At 70.5% G+C, this 18,525-nt stretch carries 17 protein-coding genes; 3 read left to right on the top strand and 14 right to left on the bottom strand.

What is annotated here, in order from left to right:
• Positions 1 to 7: 7 nt before the first annotated feature.
• Complete coding sequence (locus ABB34_RS03355) at positions 8 to 1,576, bottom strand: cytochrome ubiquinol oxidase subunit I (protein WP_057639838.1); 1,569 nt, start codon at positions 1,574 to 1,576, stop codon at positions 8 to 10.
• Between the two features lie 174 nt (positions 1,577 to 1,750).
• Here ABB34_RS03355 and cydD point away from each other — a divergent pair, with 174 nt between their 5' ends.
• Positions 1,751 to 3,469 (top strand): thiol reductant ABC exporter subunit CydD, encoded by a 1,719-nt coding sequence (gene cydD, locus ABB34_RS03350; RefSeq protein ID WP_057639837.1) that lies wholly within the window; start codon positions 1,751 to 1,753, stop codon positions 3,467 to 3,469.
• Positions 3,460 to 5,142, top strand: a complete 1,683-nt coding sequence (gene cydC / locus ABB34_RS03345) for a thiol reductant ABC exporter subunit CydC (RefSeq protein WP_211258148.1) — start codon at positions 3,460 to 3,462, stop codon at positions 5,140 to 5,142. Before cydD ends, cydC begins: the two co-directional genes overlap by 10 nt.
• Before the next feature lie 115 nt (positions 5,143 to 5,257).
• On the opposite strand, the gene ABB34_RS03340 is transcribed toward cydC, so the two are convergent.
• The 13 genes from ABB34_RS03340 to ccmA form a co-directional block, all read right to left on the bottom strand.
• A complete protein-coding gene (locus ABB34_RS03340; protein WP_057639835.1) occupies positions 5,258 to 6,121 on the bottom strand; it encodes a DNA ligase in 864 nt (287 codons plus the stop codon).
• Between the two features lie 105 nt (positions 6,122 to 6,226).
• Entirely contained in the window at positions 6,227 to 8,113 is a 1,887-nt protein-coding gene (locus ABB34_RS03335) for a chloride channel protein (RefSeq protein WP_245625397.1), read from the bottom strand.
• A 109-nt stretch (positions 8,114 to 8,222) separates the two neighbouring features.
• Positions 8,223 to 9,344 (bottom strand): homoserine O-acetyltransferase MetX, encoded by a 1,122-nt coding sequence (gene metX / locus ABB34_RS03330; protein WP_057639834.1) that lies wholly within the window; start codon positions 9,342 to 9,344, stop codon positions 8,223 to 8,225.
• A 242-nt stretch (positions 9,345 to 9,586) separates the two neighbouring features.
• Positions 9,587 to 10,597, bottom strand: a complete 1,011-nt coding sequence (locus tag ABB34_RS03325; protein WP_057639833.1) for a tetratricopeptide repeat protein — start codon at positions 10,595 to 10,597, stop codon at positions 9,587 to 9,589.
• Positions 10,591 to 11,043 (bottom strand): cytochrome c-type biogenesis protein, encoded by a 453-nt coding sequence (locus ABB34_RS03320; protein WP_057639832.1) that lies wholly within the window; start codon positions 11,041 to 11,043, stop codon positions 10,591 to 10,593. Before ABB34_RS03320 ends, ABB34_RS03325 begins: the two co-directional genes overlap by 7 nt.
• Positions 11,043 to 11,642, bottom strand: a complete 600-nt coding sequence (locus tag ABB34_RS03315) for a DsbE family thiol:disulfide interchange protein (RefSeq protein WP_057639831.1) — start codon at positions 11,640 to 11,642, stop codon at positions 11,043 to 11,045. The genes ABB34_RS03320 and ABB34_RS03315 overlap by 1 nt, the downstream gene beginning before the upstream one ends.
• Positions 11,642 to 13,573: a heme lyase CcmF/NrfE family subunit gene (locus tag ABB34_RS03310; RefSeq protein ID WP_057639830.1), complete on the bottom strand. Its 1,932-nt coding sequence runs from the start codon at positions 13,571 to 13,573 to the stop codon at positions 11,642 to 11,644. The genes ABB34_RS03315 and ABB34_RS03310 overlap by 1 nt, the downstream gene beginning before the upstream one ends.
• Positions 13,574 to 14,041, bottom strand: a complete 468-nt coding sequence (ccmE, locus tag ABB34_RS03305) for a cytochrome c maturation protein CcmE (RefSeq protein ID WP_057639829.1) — start codon at positions 14,039 to 14,041, stop codon at positions 13,574 to 13,576. It abuts the gene before it with no gap.
• Positions 14,038 to 14,220 carry a heme exporter protein CcmD gene (gene ccmD / locus ABB34_RS03300; RefSeq protein WP_057639828.1) on the bottom strand — a complete coding sequence of 61 codons (183 nt, stop codon included), beginning with the start codon at positions 14,218 to 14,220 and terminating at the stop codon, positions 14,038 to 14,040. Before ccmD ends, ccmE begins: the two co-directional genes overlap by 4 nt.
• Positions 14,217 to 14,969: a heme ABC transporter permease CcmC gene (ccmC, locus tag ABB34_RS03295; protein ID WP_057639827.1), complete on the bottom strand. Its 753-nt coding sequence runs from the start codon at positions 14,967 to 14,969 to the stop codon at positions 14,217 to 14,219. Before ccmC ends, ccmD begins: the two co-directional genes overlap by 4 nt.
• Positions 14,970 to 15,123: 154 nt before the next feature.
• Entirely contained in the window at positions 15,124 to 15,579 is a 456-nt protein-coding gene (gene azu, locus ABB34_RS03290) for an azurin (RefSeq protein WP_057639826.1), read from the bottom strand.
• A 305-nt stretch (positions 15,580 to 15,884) separates the two neighbouring features.
• Positions 15,885 to 16,580 carry a heme exporter protein CcmB gene (gene ccmB, locus ABB34_RS03285; RefSeq protein ID WP_057639825.1) on the bottom strand — a complete coding sequence of 232 codons (696 nt, stop codon included), beginning with the start codon at positions 16,578 to 16,580 and terminating at the stop codon, positions 15,885 to 15,887.
• Positions 16,577 to 17,236: a heme ABC exporter ATP-binding protein CcmA gene (gene ccmA, locus ABB34_RS03280; protein WP_057639824.1), complete on the bottom strand. Its 660-nt coding sequence runs from the start codon at positions 17,234 to 17,236 to the stop codon at positions 16,577 to 16,579. The genes ccmB and ccmA overlap by 4 nt, the downstream gene beginning before the upstream one ends.
• A 135-nt stretch (positions 17,237 to 17,371) precedes the next feature.
• On the opposite strand from ccmA, the gene ABB34_RS03275 reads away from it, so the two are divergent.
• Positions 17,372 to 18,520, top strand: a complete 1,149-nt coding sequence (locus ABB34_RS03275) for a pyridoxal phosphate-dependent aminotransferase (RefSeq protein ID WP_057639823.1) — start codon at positions 17,372 to 17,374, stop codon at positions 18,518 to 18,520.
• The last annotated feature ends 5 nt before the right edge of the window (positions 18,521 to 18,525 follow it).

The raw sequence follows: 18,525 nt of genomic DNA, 5'->3' as shown, positions 1-18,525 counted from the left end.
TCCTGCGTCAGGCCGGTTGCGCGGCGGAGTCGGATGCCGGTTGCTGCAGGCTCGGCAGCATCTCGTCGGGGCCCTTGCGGATGGCCTTGAGCATCAGCTTGATCTCGATGACCATCAGCACGGTGTAGAGCGCGACGAAGCCGCACAGCGTCAGCAGTATCTGGTGCAGCGCCAGCCCGGAGGCGGCGTAGAACGTGGGCAGCACGCCGTCCACCGCCCACGGCTGGCGGCCGTATTCGGCGACGAACCAGCCGCATTCGATGGCGATCCACGGTGCCGGCAGCGTCCACAGCGCCACTTTCAGGAAGCCGCGCTTGTGCTCGAAGTTGTGCCGGCACGAGTAGTAGAACGCCACCGCGAAGAACGCGATCAGGTAGAAGCCGAGCCCGGCCATGATGCGGAACGTCCAGAACAGCGGCAGCACCGTCGGCACCGTGTCCATCGCCGCCTGCGAAATCTCCTGCGGCGTGGCGTCGAGGATGTCGGCGCGGTAGCGCTTGAGCAGCAGGCCGTGGCCAAGGTCCTGCCAGTGGCGGTCGAACATCTCGCGTGCCTCGCGGTCGCTTTTGTCGGCACGGATGCGTTCCAGCGCGGCATAGGCCAGCTGGCCGCCGCGGATGCGGTGCTCGGCGCGCTCGACCAGTTCGAGGATGCCGGGGATCGGCTGGTGCAGCGAGCGGGTGGCGATCAGGCCCATCAGGTAGGGTACCTTGATCGCGTAATCGTTGCGGTGGGTCTGCTGGTTGGGTATGCCGAAGGCGGTGAAATCGGCCGGCGCCGGCTCGGTTTCCCACATCGCCTCGATCGCGGCCAGCTTCATCTTCTGGTGCTCGTTGGCGGCGTAGCCGCTCTCGTCGCCCAGTACCACCACCGACACCGAGGACAGCAGGCCGAACGCGGCGGCCACCGCGAACGAGCGCCGTGCCACGTCGAGGTGGCGGTTGCGCAGCAGGTAGAACGCGCTGACCGACATCACGAACACCGCGCCGGTGATGTAGCCGGCGCTGACCGTGTGCACGAACTTGGCCTGCGCCACCGGGTTGAACACCACCGCCATGAAGTCGGTCACCTCCATGCGCATGGTCTCCGGGTTGAACACCGCGCCCACCGGGTGCTGCATCCAGCCGTTGGCGATCAGTATCCACAGCGCCGACAGGTTGGTGCCCAGCGCCATCAGCCAGGTGATGGTCAGGTGCTGCACCTTCGACAGCCGGCTCCAGCCGAAGAAGAACAGGCCGATGAAGGTCGCTTCGAGGAAGAACGCCATCAGTCCCTCGATGGCCAGCGGCGCACCGAACACGTCGCCGACATAGTGGCTGTAGTAGGACCAGTTCATGCCGAACTGGAACTCCATCACCAGCCCGGTGCCCACGCCCATCGCGAAGTTGATGCCGAACAATACGCCCCAGAACAGCGTCATCCGCCGCCAGACCTCCTTGCCGGTCATGACGTAGACGCTCTCCATGATCGCGATCAGGAAGGAGAGTCCCAGTGTCAGCGGGACGAACAGGAAGTGGTACATCACCGTCAGCGCGAACTGCAGGCGCGACAGGTCCACGACGGTCGTATCGATCATGGCCGGTTACCTCGGTTGTGGGCAGGCGCCATCGGCAACGCCTGCGATCATGCTGCGCCTGTCCATGACGTGGATCAATGTGACGGACTGTCGCAGCGGCAAAAGTCCGCATGGCTGCGCAATCCGCCGCCGGCCTACAATCACGCCGTCCCATGCCCAGCAGAGCCCGCCGCCTTGAGTGATGTTCCACATCCTGCCGAAACGCCGCGTCAACGGCGCCGCAGGCAACAGCAGTGGCTGGCCGGGCTGGTGCATGCGGCGCGTTCGCGGCAGCGGCTGGCGGCCATCGCGGTGTGCGTGTCCGGCGGCCTGCTGGTGGTGCAGGCCTGGGCCATCGCGTGGCTGCTTCAAGGCGTGTTCGTCGAACAGCGGCCGCTGGCGCAGGCCGGGCAGGTGTTCGCCGTGCTGGCCTTGGTGCTGCTGGCGCGCAGCGTATTGGGCGGGCTCGCGCAGAAGGCGGCGGGCGATGTAGCCGACGCAGCGCGGCTGGCGTTGCGCGAGCAAGTCTACCGACGCCTGCTGGGCAAGGGCCCGCTGTGGCTGCGGCGGCAGCGCAGCGGCGAACTCGGCGAATTGCTGCTGGCCCACGGCGACGCCATCGAGGGCTATTACGCCGGCTTCCAGCCGGTGCGGGTGGAAATGGTGGTGGTGCCGCTGCTGATCGCCGCGTCCGTGGCCTGGGTGGACTGGGTGGTGGCGCTGGTGCTGCTGTGCACCGCACCGCTGGTGCCGCTGTTCATGATGCTGGTCGGGATGGGCGCGGAGAACGCCGGCCGCGAGCAATTGCAGGAACTGGCGCGCATGGGCGGGCACTTCGCCGACCGCATCAAGGGGCTGGGCCTGCTGCGGCTCTATGGACGTGGCGACGACGAGCTGGCCGGCATCGGCGCCGCTGCCGAAGGCGTGCGACTGCGCTCGATGAAGGTGCTGCGCATCGCTTTCCTTTCCTCGACCGTGCTGGAATTCTTCGCCTCGGTGAGTGTGGCGATGGTGGCGCTGTACCTCGGGCTGGGCTACCTCGGCATGTTGTCGCTGCACGCCAGCGCGCCGACGCTGGGCACCGGCGTGTTCTGCCTGCTGCTGGCGCCGGAGTTCTATGCGCCGCTGCGCCGTTTCGCCGCGCACTACCACGACCGCGCCAATGCGCTGGCCGCCGCCACGGAAGTGGAGCGCCTGCTGGAGGGGGGAACGGAATACGTTCCTGCACCGGTGGCGCCGGTCCGCGCGCCGGAACCGGCACAGGCGCACGCCCCATTGCTGGTGGCCGAATCGCTGCGGCTGCGGCCCAACGGGGCGAACCACGATGTGGTGGCGGATTTCTCGCTGCACGTCGCCGACGGCCAGCGGCTGGCGCTGGTCGGCCCCAGCGGCAGTGGCAAGAGCACCCTGCTCGAAGCGCTGGCCGGCTGGCTGCCGCCGCGCGGCGGGCGCATCGTGCTGCGCGATGGCGTGCGCGTCGGTTATGCGGGGCAGCGGCCCTACCTGTTCCACGGCTCCATCGCCGACAACCTGCGCCTGGCCGACCCGGCCGCCAGCGACGCGCGCCTGCACGCGGTGGCCGAGGTCGCGCAGGTGATGCGTTTCGCACGGCAACTGCCGCAGGGGCTGGACACGGTGATCGGCGAGCGCGGCTTCGGCCTGTCCGGCGGCGAAGCGCGCCGCATCGGGCTGGCGCGGCTGCTGCTGCGCGATCCGGACCTGTTGCTGCTGGACGAGCCCACCGCCTTCCTCGATCCGCAGACCGAGGCCGATCTGCTGCAGGCGCTGGCCGCGTTCACGCGCGGCCGCAGCGTGCTGATGGCCACGCACAGCGAAGCGGCGATGCGCTGGGCCGACGACATCGTGCGGCTGCATGCCGGCACGGCCCACGCCGGCAGCGAGGCCTGCGCATGAACCGCGTCGACACCCTGCGCGAGGTGTTTGCCCGCCACCGCTGGCGCCTGCTGCTGGCGGTGGCCCTGTTGTTGCTGACGATGCTGGCCGGCATCGGCCTGTTGGGGCTGGCCGGCGGTTTCCTCACCGCCGCGGCGCTGGCCGGCGCGCTCGGCGCGGGGGCCACGTTCAACTTCTTCTCGCCATCGGCCGGCATCCGCGCATTGACGCTGGCACGCATCGGCTCGCGCTATTTCGAGAAGCTGGTCGGCCACGACGCCACCCTGCGCATCGCCCGCGACCTGCGCGTGTGGTTCTTCCGCCGCGCCCTGCCATTGGCACCGGCGCGCCTGGGCAGCAGCCGTACCGGCGAATTGCTGGCGCGGTTGATGACCGACATCGGCGAGGTCGATGGCCTGATGGTGCGCGCACTGGGGCCGCTGCTGGCGCTGGCCGGCGCGATGCTGGCGACGGTGCTGGCCGCGGCCCTGATCCATTGGCCGGCGGCGCTGGTGCTGCTGGGCTTGTCGCTGCTGGTCGGCATCGGCGTGCCGGTGCTGGCGGTACGCCACGGCGATGCCGGCGAAGCCGCACGCGCGCGCCATCGCACCGACCTGCGCACGCTGGCCTACGAAGGGCTGGAAGGTGCCGCCGACCTGACCGCACTGGATGCGCGCGACGGCTGGATCGCCCGCGTCGATGCCGCCGCCCGGCAGGTGGCGGGCAGCGACCATCGCCGCCGCGCCCGGCTGGTTGCCGGCAACGTGCTGCACTCGGCCTGCGCCGGGCTCGGCCTGCTGGCGATGCTGTGGCTGGTTTTGCCCGCGTTCGAGGCCGGTGCGCTGGCCGCACCGCTGGCGGCCACACTGCTGTTCCTCACCGTGGCCCTGCTGGAAGCCGCCGCCGGCTGCGGCCAAGCATGGCAGGCGCTGCAATCGGCGCGGGTATCGGCCGCGCGCCTGCAGGCCATCGTCGAACAGCCGCCGGCCGTGGCCGACCCGGTGCAGCCCGCGGCGCTGCCGGCGCAGGCCGCCACCGTGTCGTTCGAGCAAGTGGTGTTCGGCTGGCCGGGCGAACCCCGGCGCCTGCTCGACGGCATCGACCTGCAGTTGCGGCCCGGCGAGCGCATCGCCATCCGCGGCGACAGCGGCTGCGGCAAGAGCACGCTGTCGGCGCTGCTGCTGCGCTTGTGGGACCCGCGGCAAGGCGCGGTGCGCTATGGCGGCATCGACCTGCGCGACGTGGCGCAGGACGACTGGCACCGCCGCATCGCCTGGCTGCCGCAGGGCGCGCCGGTGTTCGCCGGCAGCATCGCCGACAACCTGCGACTGGGCGATCCGGTGGCCGGCGAGGAACGGATGTGGGCGGTGCTGGAGCAGGTCAGGCTGACCGGCTGGGCATGGCAGCAGGGCGGCCTGTCGGCTTGGCTCGGCGAGAACGGCGCCACGATGTCGGCCGGGCAGGCGCGGCGCCTGGCGTTGGCCCGCGCCCTGCTGCGCGATGCCCCGCTGCTGGTGCTCGACGAACCCACCGAGGGCCTGGACGTGGATACCGCCAACGCCCTGTTGACCGACCTGGCCGCCGCGCTGGGCCCGCGCAGCCTGTTGATGATCAGCCACGGCCACCTGCCCGAGGGCGTGGTGCAGCGCGAGTACCGGTTGCAGCAGGGCAGGTTGGCGCTCCTGCGCCCGTAACGCCGTTGTAGAGCGGGGCTTGCCCCGCTGAGGCTTGGCTGGGAATGCTCCAGCGGGGCAAGCCCCGCTCTACGGAGACAGCTCCTGCCGAGCGCGCCGCCGTGGACGTCGAATGTCATTGCGCGTGTCGCACCGGCTCCGGTGGTGGTGCCTCATCCCGCACCCGCAGGAATCGCGCGAATCGTGGCAGTCCCTTGGCGGTGAGGCCGTTGTAGCGATAGGTGACGAGGCTGCCGATGGCAGGCGGCATGGCGCGCTCGGCATCCTTGAAGCCGCTGCCGATGCGGAAGCGGGCGCCGTCGTCGCGCTCGACCAACAGGGCGCCGAGCATGCCCCCGTATTTGCCCTTTCCCGGCAGGTGCGCAACCACGCGGGCTTCGGCGTCATCCCACGGCTTGAGCTTGAGCAGGCCGTCGCTGCGGCCGGCACCGTAGCGGTTGTCCTGATGGTGCAGCATCAAGCCTTCGCCACCCGCGGCGACGATGGCTTGCAGGTGGCGGTGCAGGGCGGCGGTATCGGCGATCCGCCGTTGCGGGATCACCGCCAGCGTCGCCGGCGTACCGGACCCGACCAGCGCCTGCATGGCGGCCAGACGCTGGCTGAACGTGCCGGCATGACCGGGCAGGTCGAAGGCCATGAAGCGCAGCCGCCGCCAGCCGTCGTCGTCGGCCGGGTGGCTGCGCACGGTGCCGCTGGTGGTTTCGAAACTGCCGCGCCCGCCCCACAGCTCACCATCCAGCGCTTGCCGCGGCCAGCCGCGGGTGAACCACGCGGGCGCCGCGATGCGGTTGCCGGCGCGCGTCCACAGCGCCTGCCCGTCCCAGCGGGCGCGCACGCCGTCGAGCTTCTCGCTGACCCAGTAACGGGAAACCTCCGCGCCGTCATGCCATTGGCCTGCCAGCATCACCGGCGGTGGCGCCGCGGCCGTGGCCAGCAATGGCAGCAGCAACAGGCACAGCAGCATCGTCAGGCGTGACATGGCAGCTCCATGCGGTGGGAACTGCCAGCCTGCGCATGCCCGCGCTGCCGTGCGATCAGCGCAGGGCGCAGTCGCCGGTAGGACGTGGCGACGCGGCGCCGTCGGTCAATGCCGCCCGGTGGCGGGAGGCGGGGACTCCGGCTTGACCGGGGCGAGGTTGAAGCGGAGGTGGCGCCCGGCCTGGCGCGCGGAGCGCAGCCGGCCGCGGTGGGCGTCGAGCAGGTCGGCGCGGGTCACGATGCCGAGCAGTTGCCCCGCGGCGGCTTCGTCGATGACCAGCAGCCGGCCTACGCCGCACTCGACCATGTGGTCGGCCGCATCCCGCAACGAGTGGTCGCCGCCGATCACCGCGGGCGATGGCTGCATGACGTCGCGGATGCATAGCCCGTCCTCACCGGCGCGGGCCAGCACGTCGCGGCGCGCCACCAGCCCGCACGGCACGCCATCGGCACGCAGCACCGGGAAGCTGTGGTGGTCGAATTGCGGGTTCCCGCCCTCCAGCGCCTTGCAGGCGTCGGCAAGGCGTTCCTCGCCCAGGAAACAGGCCAGATCCTGCGTGCACACGTCGCGGACGTGGACCGAATCGAGGTGGTCGGCGCTGTAGTCCGAGGGCACGCGCACGCCGCGGCGCACGATCTTCTCGGTCATGATCGTGTTGCGCATCAGCAGGCCGGATATCAGGTAGGCGGCGGCACAGGCGCCCAGCAACGGCAGCAGCCCGTGCACCTGCTGGGTGGCCTCGAAGGCGAACACCACCGAGGTGAGGAACGCCCGCGACGCCCCGGCGAAGACCGCCGCCATGCACACCAGCGCCGCCATCCGCGGATCGACGCCAAGTTCGGGGAAGGCGGAGGCGACCAACAGGCCCAGCGCCCCGCCGAAGGCGCCGCCGATGGTGAACATCGGCGCCAGGGTGCCGCCGGACGTGCCGCTGCCCAAGGCGATGGACCAGGAACACAGCTTCATCAGGCCCAGCGCCAGCAGGCCGGCCAGGCCGAGGCCGCCGCCCAGCACCAACGTGATGTTGTCGTAGCCGACGCCGAGCGTGCGCGGCATGAACCAGCCCACGATGCCCACCGCCAGCCCGCCGATGGCGGGCCACCACATCCAGTGCACCGGCAGTCGCTCGAAGGCGTCCTCGATGCCGTAGGTCAGCCGGGTGATGGCCACCGCCGCCAGCCCGGCGGCCGCGCCCATCGCCACGTAGGCCGCCAGCGCGCCGACCGGGGCCGCGGCCAGCGCCGGCATGGGGAATACCGGGGCGACGCCCTCGAAGCAGGCATGCACCGCCGCGCCGATCATCGCCGCCGTGGCCACCGGGATCAGCGAGCGCGCCTTGCGCTCGAACAGCAGCAGCTCGATCGCCAGCAGCACCGCGGCGATCGGCGTGGCGAAGATGGCCGACATGCCGGCCACCGCGCCGGCCGCCAGCAGCGTCTTGCGTTCGTCCGCGGTGACGTGCATCAGCTGCGCCAACAGCGAGCCCATCGCGCCGCCGGTGGCGATGATCGGGCCTTCGGCGCCGAACGGGCCGCCGGTGCCGATCGCCACGGCCGAGGAGGCCGGCTTCAGCCAGGTGATGATCGGCGGGATGCGGCTTTCGTTGCGCAGCACCTGCTCCATCGCCTCGGGAATGCCGTGGCCGCGGATCGCGCGCGAGCCGAAGCGGGCCATGACGCCGACGACCAGCCCGCCGGCCACGGGCAGCAGGATGGCCCATGCCCCGAGGTGGTGGTCGGCCGGGCTGCGCAGCGTCGCGTCGACCGTGCCGTAGTACACGAGGTTGGTGACCAGGCCGATCAGCGCGGTCAGCAGGCGCGCGACCACGCCGACCACGCCGGCCAGCACCACGGCGACGGCGACGATCCACAGCACCCGGCGGTCGAGCGGGCGGAAGCGGCGTGGCATGCGCGCATCGAAAAGCGTCGTGTCCAGCGCAGGCGCCAGCGGCACCGCGGCACGCGAGTGCTGCAGGGAGGAGGGTTCGCTCAAGGGAAGGGCCGGCCGTGGAGGGAGGCGCGAAGGCTAGCGGGATGGCGCCGCGATAGCTTGCTCGAAACTGAACGGCCCGCGCATGGGGACGATGGCACGGCGCCGCCGCTCAATGCGGCGGCAGCGTGTCGAGGAAACCGCGCACGGCCGGGCCGTAGCGGTCGTAGTCGACGAGGAAGGCGTCATGGCCCTGCGGCGAATCCATGCCGATGAACTGCGTCTGTGCGCCGCCTGCGCGCAGGCCATCGGCGATCTGCTGTTGCTGCTCGACCGGAAACAGGATGTCGGTGTTGGCGCCGATGGCCAGCGCCCGCTGCACGCGGATCTTCGCCAGCCCGGCGATCGCCTCGCCACCGCCGTATTCGGCCAGGTCGAACCAGTCCATCGCCCGGCCCAGGTACAGGTAGCAGTTCGGGTCGAAGTTGCGCACGAAGCGGCGCGCATGGCCTTCCAGGTAGCTTTCGACCTGGAATTCGAGGCCGAACGGGTCGTCGCCGTTCTGTTCCGAATCCAGCCGCACGCGGCCGAAGCGGCCGTCCCATTCCAGCGCCGAGCGGTAGGTGATGACGCCGAGCTTGCGCGCCATGCGCATGCCCGATTCCGGGTAATGGGCTTCGTCGTAGGTGCCGTCGTTCCACGCCGGGTCGAGGCGGATCGCCTCGCGTTGCAGCGAGCGGATGGCGATGGAGAAGGGCAGGGCCTGCGCGCTGCCGGAGATGTTGATGTGCGCACGGGCGATGCCCGGGTGGTGCAGCAGCAGGGCCAGCGCGGTCATGCCGCCCATCGAGTTGCCGATCAGGCAGGCCAGTTGCCCGATGCCCAGCGCACGCACCACCTCGGCGGCGGCGTTGGCGATGTCCTCCACCGACAGTTCGGGGAACGACAGGCGGTAGGGTTGGCCGCTGGCGGGATCGGGCGAGGCCGGGCCGGTGGAGCCCTTGCAACTACCCAGTGAATTAACGCAGACGACGAACCAGCGCTCGGTGTCGATCGGCTTGCCGGGGCCGAGCATCGGTTCCCACCAGCCCGGCGCGGGGTTGCCGGCATGGCTGGCGGCATGCGCGTCGGGCGACAGGCCGGTGACGATCAGGATCGCGTTGCCGGCGTCGGCGGCCAGCGTGCCCCAGGTTTCATAGGCGATGCGTGCGCCGTGCAGTTGGCCGCCACGCTTCATCGGGAAAGGCGAAGACAGCGCGTGGAAACGGCTGCCCTCGGGGATGAATTCGGTCATCCGCCGATTCTAGCGGCGCAACGACATGGTGTGGCCGCTGCGTGATGATGCGGGGTTATCTCGCTATTCCCTTGCGGGTGTTCGAAGTGCAGCAGAGAGTGCGTCATGCGATGGAGGCATAAGCAGGGCACGAAACGTAGGTCGGGGCTACGCCCCCGACGCCCTGCACCGAAATGCCTGCGGAAAGCGTCGGGGGCGTAGCCCCGACCTACGGTGATGGCATTGCGTGTTGGGCGGTGCTCTTACGAGGGGCCGAGGGTGATTTCCAGCGGCTTGCCCGCCGGCAATTTGACCTGCACCGGTGTCGATTCGACGTCGCCGTCCTGCCGCATCGCGTTGCCGCTGGCCGACAGGCGCGCGAACACTTCCACTTCCGGCAACGCCGAGAGCTTCTGCGTCGGCATCGGGCTGTCGGCGTCGTCGAGGGTGACGGTAAGCGGTTCGGCCTGCGCGGGGTGGCGCTCGACCGCGACCGGCATCGGCGGGCCGCCGGGAATGCGGGCGATGACGAACAGGGTGTCCGTGCCCGAGGCCACGCGCGCCTGCAGGGCCGGCGCCAGCGTCACCCGCACGGTGAGGGTGGTGCCGGTCGCAGCCGGGGCAGCAGGCGCGGAAGGCGGCAGGCCGGCGTCGGCGCGGGCGGCGTCGATCTGCTCGCGCAGCGCGGTGGCGGCGCCATCCTTGAGGCGCGGCAGCAGGGTCTCCCACGTATGCGCGGCGGCTTCGGCTTGCCCGCGCTGGCGCTGCACGATGCCGATCAGCCAGATGGCGCGTTCGTTGTCCGGGGCCAGTTCGCGGGCGTGTTGCAGCCATTGCAGGCCGGTGTCGTCGAACAGCAGCTTGGGATCGGCCTGGGCGCGGGCCTGCGCGGCCTCGACCAGCAGGCCGGGTTCGTCGGGGGCAAGTTGCAGGGCGTGTTCGTAGGAAGTGGCGGCATCGGCCATGCGCCCCAGCTCCTGCTGCGAGCGCGCCAGCAGCACCCAGCCATCGACGCGGTCCGGGTTCCTGCGCATGGCTTCCTGCAATTGCTCGATGCCCTCGGCGAGGCTGGCCGGCACCGGAATGGACTGCACCTGCAATGCGGCCGGCGTGCCCCGCCATTGGTACAGGCCGAGCGTGGCGACCACCATCGCCGCCACCAGCGTGCCCCAGATGCCGCGCTTGCCGGCGCGCAGCAACGGCAGCAGGGTGACGCCGCCCACCACCGCGGCCAACAGCCCGGCCAGCGCCATGAACACCGGCGTGCTCACCATTGCCGGTCCTCCTGGCTGGCGTCTTCGGCCGCGGGCAGCGGCGCGGCGTGCCGGCGCCTGCGCACCTGCACGACCAGCAGCGCGGTGCCGGCCAGCAGCAACACGCCGGGGGTCAGCCACAGCAGCAGGGTGCTGCCCTGCATGCGCGGGCGGTACAGCACGAACTCGCCGTAGCGCTCGACCAGGAACTGCTTGATCTCCGCGTCGCTATGGCCTTCGTGCATCAGCACCAGCACTTCGCGGCGCAGGTCGTGGGCGATCTGCGCGTTGGAGTCGGCCAGCGACTGGTTCTGGCACTGCACGCAGCGCAGCTCGGCGGTCAGTGCGTGGAAGCGGGCTTCCTCGGCGCGGTCGCGGTATTGCAGCGGCGTCGGGTCGCCCATCGGCTGCGCCGGCGCGGCCAGCGGCAGGCACAGCGACAGCAGCAGCGCGGCCAGCCGTTTCATCATCGCTGCGCCTTCCCTTTGCCGGCGGCTTCGATCTTTTTCAGCGCCGGGATCAGCTGCCGGTCGAGCACGTCCTGGGTGATGGCGCCGCTGTACTTCCAGCGCACGATGCCGTGGTCGTCGACCAGGAAGGTTTCCGGCGCGGCGGCGATGCCCCAGTCCAGCGCGGTGCGGCCTTCCTCGTCGGCCAGCACCAGCATGTACGGGTTGCCCAGCTGCTCCAGCCAGCGCAGCGCGTCGGCGCGATCGTCCTTCCAGTTGTAGCCGATCACGCGCACGCGCTTGGTCTCGGCGAAACGGGTGAGGATGGGGTGTTCGTCGCGGCAGGTGGGGCACCAGCTGCCCCAGACGTTGAGCAGGTAGGGGGCGCCGAGCAGCTCGGTGCTTTTCACCTTGACGTTGGGGTCGTGCAGCACCGGCAGCACGAAGCTGGGCGCGGGCTTGCCGATCAGGGCCGAGGGCAGGGTGTCGCGGTCCGGCCGGTCCGAGCGCGCCACGCCATAGAGCATCAGCGCGACCAGGCCGAAGAAGAACAGGGCGCCGATGAAGACGGCGACCGGTGGCAGGCGGCGGGGCGGGGTGGGGTTCGAGTCGGACATCATGATCTCCCGGGCAACTTGCGGAAGCGGCGATCGACGGCGGTGACGAAGCCACCCAGGGCCATCAGGATCGCGCCCAGCCATATCCAGCGGACGAAGGGCTTGACCTGCACGCGCACCGCCCAAGCGCCGTCGCCCAGCGGTTCACCCAGCGCGACGTAGATGTCGCCGCCGAGCGCGGGGTGGATGCCGGCCTCGGTCATCGGCATGCCGCCGCTGGCGTAGGTGCGCTTTTCCGGGTGCAGCAGCGCGATTTCGGCATCGTTGCGCAGCACCCGCACGTGGCCGCGGTCGGAGTGGTAGTTGGGGCCGTTGCTGGCATCCACGCCCTCGAAACGCAGTTCGTACGGGCCGGCCTGCACCGACTTGCCCGGCGCCAGCGCCACTTCGTGCTGGATGCTGAGCGCCTCCACCAGCAGCGCGCCGACCACGAACACGGCGATGCCGAAGTGCGCCAGCAGCATGCCGGTGGTTTCCGCACTGGGCCGGCCGCTTCCGCGCAGGCGCTGCCACAGCACGTACAGCGTGCCCGCCGCCACCCACACGGCGGCAGCGATGCCGGCGGCGGTCTTGAGCCTGCCCTGCGGCGCCATGAACCACGCCACCACGCCCAGCAGCAGCGCCAGCCCGGCCCACGGCGCCAGCAGCGCCAGCGGGCGCAGGCCCTGCTCGCGCTGCCAGCGGGTCAGCGGGCCGAACGGCAGCAGCAGCACCAGCGGCGCCATCAACAGCAGGAACAGGGTGCCGAAGTAGGGCGGGCCGACCGACACCTTGCCCAGGTCCAGCGCATCGGCCAGCAGCGGGTACAGCGTGCCCAGCAGCACCATCGCGCAGGCGCAGCTGAGCAGCAGGTTGTTGGCCAGCAGCAGCCCTTCGCGCGAATTGAGCGCATAGCCGCGGCGCGCGTCGCCGGTGTTGCCGCCGAGGCCGGGCACGCGCAGCGCATACAGCAGCAGCGAGCCGCCGATCACCAGCGCCAGGAACACGAGGATGAACAGCCCGCGCGCCGGGTCGGCGGCGAACGAATGCACGCTGGTCAGCACGCCCGAGCGCACCAGGAAGGTGCCCAGCAGCGACAGCGCGAACGCGGCGATGGCCAGCAGCAGGGTCCAGCCGATGAACACGCCGCGCTTCTCGGTGGCCGCCTGCGAATGCAGCAGCGCCGCGCCAGCCAGCCACGGCATGAAGCTGGCGTTCTCCACCGGGTCCCAGAACCACCAGCCGCCCCAGCCCAGCTCGTAGTAGGCCCACCAGCTGCCCAGCGCGATGCCCAGGGTCAGGAACGCCCAGGCCACGTTGGTCCACGGCCGCGTCCAGCGCAGCCAGCGCACGTCGATGTGGCCGTCCAGCAGCGCGGCGATGGCGAAGGCGAAGGGCACCGCGAAGCCGACGTAGCCCAGGTACAGCATCGGCGGGTGCAGGATCAGCCCCGGGTCCTGCAGCAGCGGGTTGAGGTCGTGGCCTTCCAGTGGCGCCGGCAGCAGCCGTTCGAACGGATTGGAGGTGAACAGCAGGAAGGCGAGGAAGCCGACGCTGACCAGCCCCATCACCGCCAGCACCCGCGCCACCACCACCGCCGGCAGGTGCCGCGAGAACGCGGCCACCGCCGCGGTCCACAACGCCAGCACCAGCGCCCACAGCAGCAGCGAGCCCTCGTGCGCGCCCCATACCGCCGAATAGCGGTAGATCACCGGCAGCAGTGAGTTGGAATTGTCGGCGACGTAGCGCAGCGAGAAATCCTGGCGCACGAAGGCCAGCGTCAGCACCACGAAAGCGCCCAGCACCATCGCCAGTTGCAACAGCGCCGCGGGCCGGGCCACGGCGACCAGCGACGGCAGGTTGCGCTGCGCCCCGACCAGCGGCAGCGCGCTTTGCAGCAGGGCCGCCAGCAGCGCCAGGATCAGCAGGATCTGTCCGGTTTCGCCAAGCACTCAGGGCGCTTCCGTGGTTGCGGGCGCGGCAGGCACCTGGTGCTTGTCGTGGGCCATGCCCATCTTGTCGGCCAGTTCCTTGGGCATGTAGGTCTCGTCGTGCTTGGCCAGCACGTCCTCGGCGACGAACACGCCGTCGACCATGCGCCCGGTGGCGACCACGGCCTGGCCCTCGCGGAACAGGTCCGGCAGGATCTTGTCGTAGGTCACCGGCAGCTCGGCGTCGCCGTCGGTCACCTCGAAGCGCGCCAGCAGCGCGCCGGGGTCGCGCTTGAACGAGCCCTTGGCGACCATGCCGCCGAGGCGGAAGCGCGAATCCGGTGCCACCTTGCCGGCCTTCACCTCGGCCGGGGTGTAGAGGTAGGCGATGTTGCGCTGCAGGGCGGTGGCGACCAGCGCGGTGGCGATGCCGGCCACCGCGACGACCAGCAGCACCAGCAGCAGGCGCCTGCGTTGGGTGGGGCTCATCGGCTCAGTTCTCCGTCGTCGGCAACGGCCGCGGCCGCCTGCTGGCGCCGGGCCCGCGCCAGCCGCTTGCGTACCTCGCGCAGCTGCCGGCGCACCTGCAGGCGCGGCACGGCGAAATCCCACGCCAGCACGGCGAAGAACACGCCGTAGGCCAGGGCCACGTACTGGAAATAGCTCACGACAGTTTCTCCACGCGCTCGCGTACCCAGGCCTTGCCGGCCTCGCGGCGCAGGTTGTCGGCGCGCGCGCGCGACAGCAGCGAGCCGGCGAACCAGAACTTGGTGGCGAATACCATCAGCCACAACGGCAGCACCATGCTGCCGTCCATGCTGGATTCGCCGAACAGGCGGATGGTCTGCCCCTGGTGCAGCGAGTTCCACCACACCACCGAGTAGCGGATGATCGGCAGCAGCGCCACGCCGACGATGGACAGCAGGGCGGCGGCGCGCGCGGCGGCGCGGCGGTCGTCGATGGCGCCGTACAGGCCCATCACGCCCAGGTAGAGGAACAGCAGGATCAGCTCGGTGGTCAGGCGCGGGTCCCAGTCCCACCACGTGCCCCACATCGGCTTGCCCCAGATGCTGCCGGTGAGCAGGGTGATCAGGGTGAAGGCCGCGCCGATCGGCGCGCAGGCCATCGCCAGGATTTCGCACAGCTTGATCCGCCAGACCAGCGCGATGGCGCCGTAGAACGCCATCAGTCCGAACACGAACAGGCTCATCCATGCCGACGGCACGTGGATGTAGAGGATGCGGAAGCTGTCGCCCTGCTGGTAATCGGCGGGGACCACCGCCAGCGCCTGCCACAGGCCGAAGGCGAACAGCGGCAGCGAGGCGAGGTAGCACCAGGGCGACCAGCGGGCGGCGAAGGCATCGAAGTGGGCCGGGGAACCCAGCCGATGGAACCAACCTGCCAAACCTTTGAACATCCGCTCGCTCGCTGGGAAAAACGACGGTGGGGTGGACCCCGACCGTCCGGTTACCGGGCACCGCGAAGCACGGGCGCTTGCAGCCCATGAAGATTAGCCGAAGACGGCGCGGTTGGCACTGCCAGCCGGCGCCGTGAGGGCCGCAGGGCGGCGCTTACTTCAGGGTGACCGTGCCCTTCATCAGCGCCGAGTGGCCGGGGAAGCTGCAGAAGAACGACAGCGGCGCGCCGGCGGCGACGAGCCTGGCGACCGGCACGCTGACGCTGGTGGTTTCGCCGCCGCCCACCACCTTGCTGTGGGCGATGACGCGGGCGTCGCCGGCCTTGACGTAGTCGGCGGCCAGCCCGGCCTTGATGCCGTCCGTGTCGATGCCGTGCATGTCGGCGGTCCTGGCCACCACCACGTTGTGGCCCATCACGTTTTTGGCCATCTTGCCGGCGTGCTTCAGGTTGATGGTGAAGTTGGCGCAGCTTTTGGGCACGTCGATGTTGGCGACGTTGTAGCGCATGGCGTCGTTGCCCTCCACGTTCACCGAGCAGGCGTCGGCGGCATGGGCGGCGCCGGCGGCGCCAAGGGCGAGGGTGGAGGCGATCATCAGTTTGCGGAACATGGGAAGACTCCTGTTGCGACGGGTTTGCCCTGTGAACGGGCAGCAGACAATGCTGCGACCGGCGTTGCCGGCAGGCAAGTGACGCAATGTCGCAGGCACCCAGCCACGGTAGCGCCCGACCGTTGGTCGGGCGGGGCTTGCCGCACGCCGGGCGATGGTGCCGACCAATGGTCGGCACCCACCGGGTTCGTCATCGTGTCATGCGGATTGGGCGTAGGTCGGGGCTACGCCCCCGACGCTCCTGCTGAGTATCGGGGATGTAACCCCGACCTACCCATCATGCGGGATCGAAGCGGCCGTCCCGCTCAGGAATTGGCGATGCGGATCGCCGCGGCGGCGGTCAGCGGCGCCAGCAATGCGCTGACCACCAGCCCGGCGCCGAGCAGCAGCAGCGCACCGCTGGCATCGAAACCCTGCGCCGAAGCAGCCACCGCGCCGGCGCCGAATACCAGCACCGGCACGTACAGCGGCAGCACCAGCAGTGCCAGCAGGATGCCGGAGCGGCGCATGCCCACGGTCAGCGCGGCCACCACCGCGCCGAGCAGGCTCAGCAGCGGCGTGCCCAGCGCCAGCGAGGCCAGCAGCACCGGCAGCTGCGCGTGCGGCAGGCCCATCAGCTCGGCCAGCAACGGGCTGACCAGCACCAGCGGGAATGCCGTGGTCAGCCAGTGCGAGAACACCCGCACCGCCACCAGCCATGCCAGCGGCACCGGCGACAGCAGCCACTGCTCCAGCGAACCGTCCTCGGCGTCGCCGCGGAACAGCGTGTCCAGCGACAACAGCCCGGCCAGCAGCACCGACAGCCACAGCACCGCCGACGCCACCCGCCGCAGCAGTTCCGGGTTGCCGCCCAACGCAAGGGCGAACAGCGCCACCACCAGCAGCGCGAACAGGATCGGCTGCGCAGCATCGCCGCGGCGGCGCCACAGCAGTTTCAGGTCGCGCGCCAGCAACGCGGTGGCGGCACTGGCCAGGGTAGGGCGCGGGCCGGGCAGGTTCATGCCGCGGCCTCCGCCGCGTCGGCGCGACCGAGGGTGAAGGTGCGGTTGCGCACCGGCGGCGCGGCATAGGCGCCGTGGGTGGTGACCAGCGCGGCGCCACCGCTGCGCAGGTGCGCGGAAATCATCCGGTTGACCAGGTTGATGCCGTCCAGGTCGAGGTTGGCGTAGGGCTCGTCGAGCAGCCACACCGGCGCCGGCGACAGCCACATGCGGGCCAGCGACAGCCGCTTCTTCTGCCCGGCCGAGAGCTGCCGCACCAGCGCGTCCTCGTGGCCGGCCAGGCCGACGATGGCCAGCGCGTCACCGGGCATCTGCCGCGTGCGCCGCCCGTGCAGGCCGCACAGCACGTGCAGGTTCTCCAGCGCACCCAGGTCCTGTTTCAACGCGGGGAGGTGGCCGAGGTAGGCGATGAAGCGCGACCGCTCCTCGTGCCCGGCCGGGCGCCCGTCGATCTCGATCGTCCCCTCGTCCGCACGCAGCAGCCCGGCCAGCACCCGCAGCAGGGTGGTCTTGCCGACGCCGTTGCCGCCCTGCACCAGCAGTGCCTCGCCGGCATCGACATGCAGGTCGAGCGGGCCGAACACCGGGTCGTCGTTGCGGGTGAAGCGCAGTGCGCGCGCGGCGAGCAGCGGCTGGGCGTTCGTGGTCTGGCTCATCGGATCGGGCGCATCCGTCCTCGGGTGGGGAAGCGCGGGCTGGCTGGCGCATCGGGCCGGCCATTATAGGTGCGCGCAGCCCGCGCGGCCGGCATTGCGTACACTCGCCACTCCTTCCCCGGCACCCGCGCAACGATGCAACCGCAGACCAAGCTGCCCAAGGTGGGCACCACCATCTTCACCGTGATGTCGCAACTGGCCGCCGAGCACGGCGCGGTCAACCTCGGCCAGGGCTTTCCCGATTTCCCGGCGCCGCAGCGGCTGCTCGACGAAACCGCCAAGGCCATGCGCGAGGGCCTGAACCAGTACGCGCCGATGACCGGCGTGGCGCCGCTGCGCCAGGCCATCGCGCGGAAGGTGCTGGACTGCTACGGCGCACAGGTCGATGCCGACAGCGAAATCACGGTGACCTCGGGCGGCACCGAGGCGATCTTCAACGCCATCCACGCGGTGGTGCGCGCAGGCGATGAAGTGATCGTGCTCGACCCGGCCTACGACTGCTACGAACCGGCCATCGACCTGGCCGGCGCGCGCGCGGTGCACGTGGCGCTGGACCCGCGGACCTTCGCGGTGGACTGGGACAAGGTTCGCGCGGCGATCACGCCGAGGACGCGCATGCTGATGGTCAACACCCCGCACAACCCGTCCGGGGCGATGCTCGGCGCGGCCGACATGCAGGCGCTGGCCGACCTGCTGCGTGGCACCGGCATCTACCTGATCTCCGACGAGGTGTACGAGCACATCGTCTACGATGGCGCCCGCCACGAATCGGCGCTGCGCTACCCGGAGCTGCGCGAGCGCGCCTTCGTCATCTCCAGCTTCGGCAAGACCTACCACTGCACCGGCTGGAAGGTCGGCTACGCCATCGCGCCGCCGGCGCTGAGCGCCGAGTTCCGCAAGGTGCACCAGTACAACACCTTCACCACCTACGGCCCGGCGCAGTATGGGTTTGCGGCGATGATCCGCGACGAGCCCGAACACCATCTGCAACTGGGCGCGTTCTACCAGAGCAAGCGCGATCGTTTCCGCGAACAACTGCTGACCACGCGGCTGCAGCCATTGCCGGTGCCGGGCGGCTATTTCCAGCTGGTGGACTACTCGGCGGTCAGCGACCTGCCGGACCACGAATTCGTCAAGTGGTTGACCATCGAGAAGGGCGTCACCGCGATCCCACTGTCGCCGTTCTACGAAAACCCGCCGGAAGGGCAGCGGCTGGTGCGGCTGTGCTTCGCCAAGAACGAGGCCACGCTGGACGTGGCGATCGAGCGGCTGCAAAAGCTCTGATCCCC

Origin of the sequence: Stenotrophomonas daejeonensis (assembly GCF_001431505.1) — a bacterium.
GTDB classification, from domain to species: domain Bacteria; phylum Pseudomonadota; class Gammaproteobacteria; order Xanthomonadales; family Xanthomonadaceae; genus Stenotrophomonas; species Stenotrophomonas daejeonensis.
Note: the sequence above shows the minus strand (reverse complement) of the source record. Positions and strands in the feature narration are given on the sequence as shown.

What these genes read in the sequence shown, in the direction of transcription:
- ccmE (WP_057639829.1), bottom strand. Translation starts at nt 14,041, where the DNA reads ATGAGCCCCACCCAACGCAGGCGCCTGCTGCTGGTGCTGCTGGTCGTC.
- ABB34_RS03355 (WP_057639838.1), bottom strand. Translation starts at nt 1,576, where the DNA reads ATGATCGATACGACCGTCGTGGACCTGTCGCGCCTGCAGTTCGCGCTG.
- ccmC (WP_057639827.1), bottom strand. Translation starts at nt 14,969, where the DNA reads ATGTTCAAAGGTTTGGCAGGTTGGTTCCATCGGCTGGGTTCCCCGGCC.
- ccmB (WP_057639825.1), bottom strand. Translation starts at nt 16,580, where the DNA reads ATGAACCTGCCCGGCCCGCGCCCTACCCTGGCCAGTGCCGCCACCGCG.
- ABB34_RS03340 (WP_057639835.1), bottom strand. Translation starts at nt 6,121, where the DNA reads ATGTCACGCCTGACGATGCTGCTGTGCCTGTTGCTGCTGCCATTGCTG.
- metX (WP_057639834.1), bottom strand. Translation starts at nt 9,344, where the DNA reads ATGACCGAATTCATCCCCGAGGGCAGCCGTTTCCACGCGCTGTCTTCG.
- ccmA (WP_057639824.1), bottom strand. Translation starts at nt 17,236, where the DNA reads ATGAGCCAGACCACGAACGCCCAGCCGCTGCTCGCCGCGCGCGCACTG.
- ABB34_RS03325 (WP_057639833.1), bottom strand. Translation starts at nt 10,597, where the DNA reads ATGGTGAGCACGCCGGTGTTCATGGCGCTGGCCGGGCTGTTGGCCGCG.
- ABB34_RS03320 (WP_057639832.1), bottom strand. Translation starts at nt 11,043, where the DNA reads ATGAAACGGCTGGCCGCGCTGCTGCTGTCGCTGTGCCTGCCGCTGGCC.
- ABB34_RS03315 (WP_057639831.1), bottom strand. Translation starts at nt 11,642, where the DNA reads ATGTCCGACTCGAACCCCACCCCGCCCCGCCGCCTGCCACCGGTCGCC.
- ABB34_RS03275 (WP_057639823.1), top strand. Translation starts at nt 17,372, where the DNA reads ATGCAACCGCAGACCAAGCTGCCCAAGGTGGGCACCACCATCTTCACC.
- azu (WP_057639826.1), bottom strand. Translation starts at nt 15,579, where the DNA reads ATGTTCCGCAAACTGATGATCGCCTCCACCCTCGCCCTTGGCGCCGCC.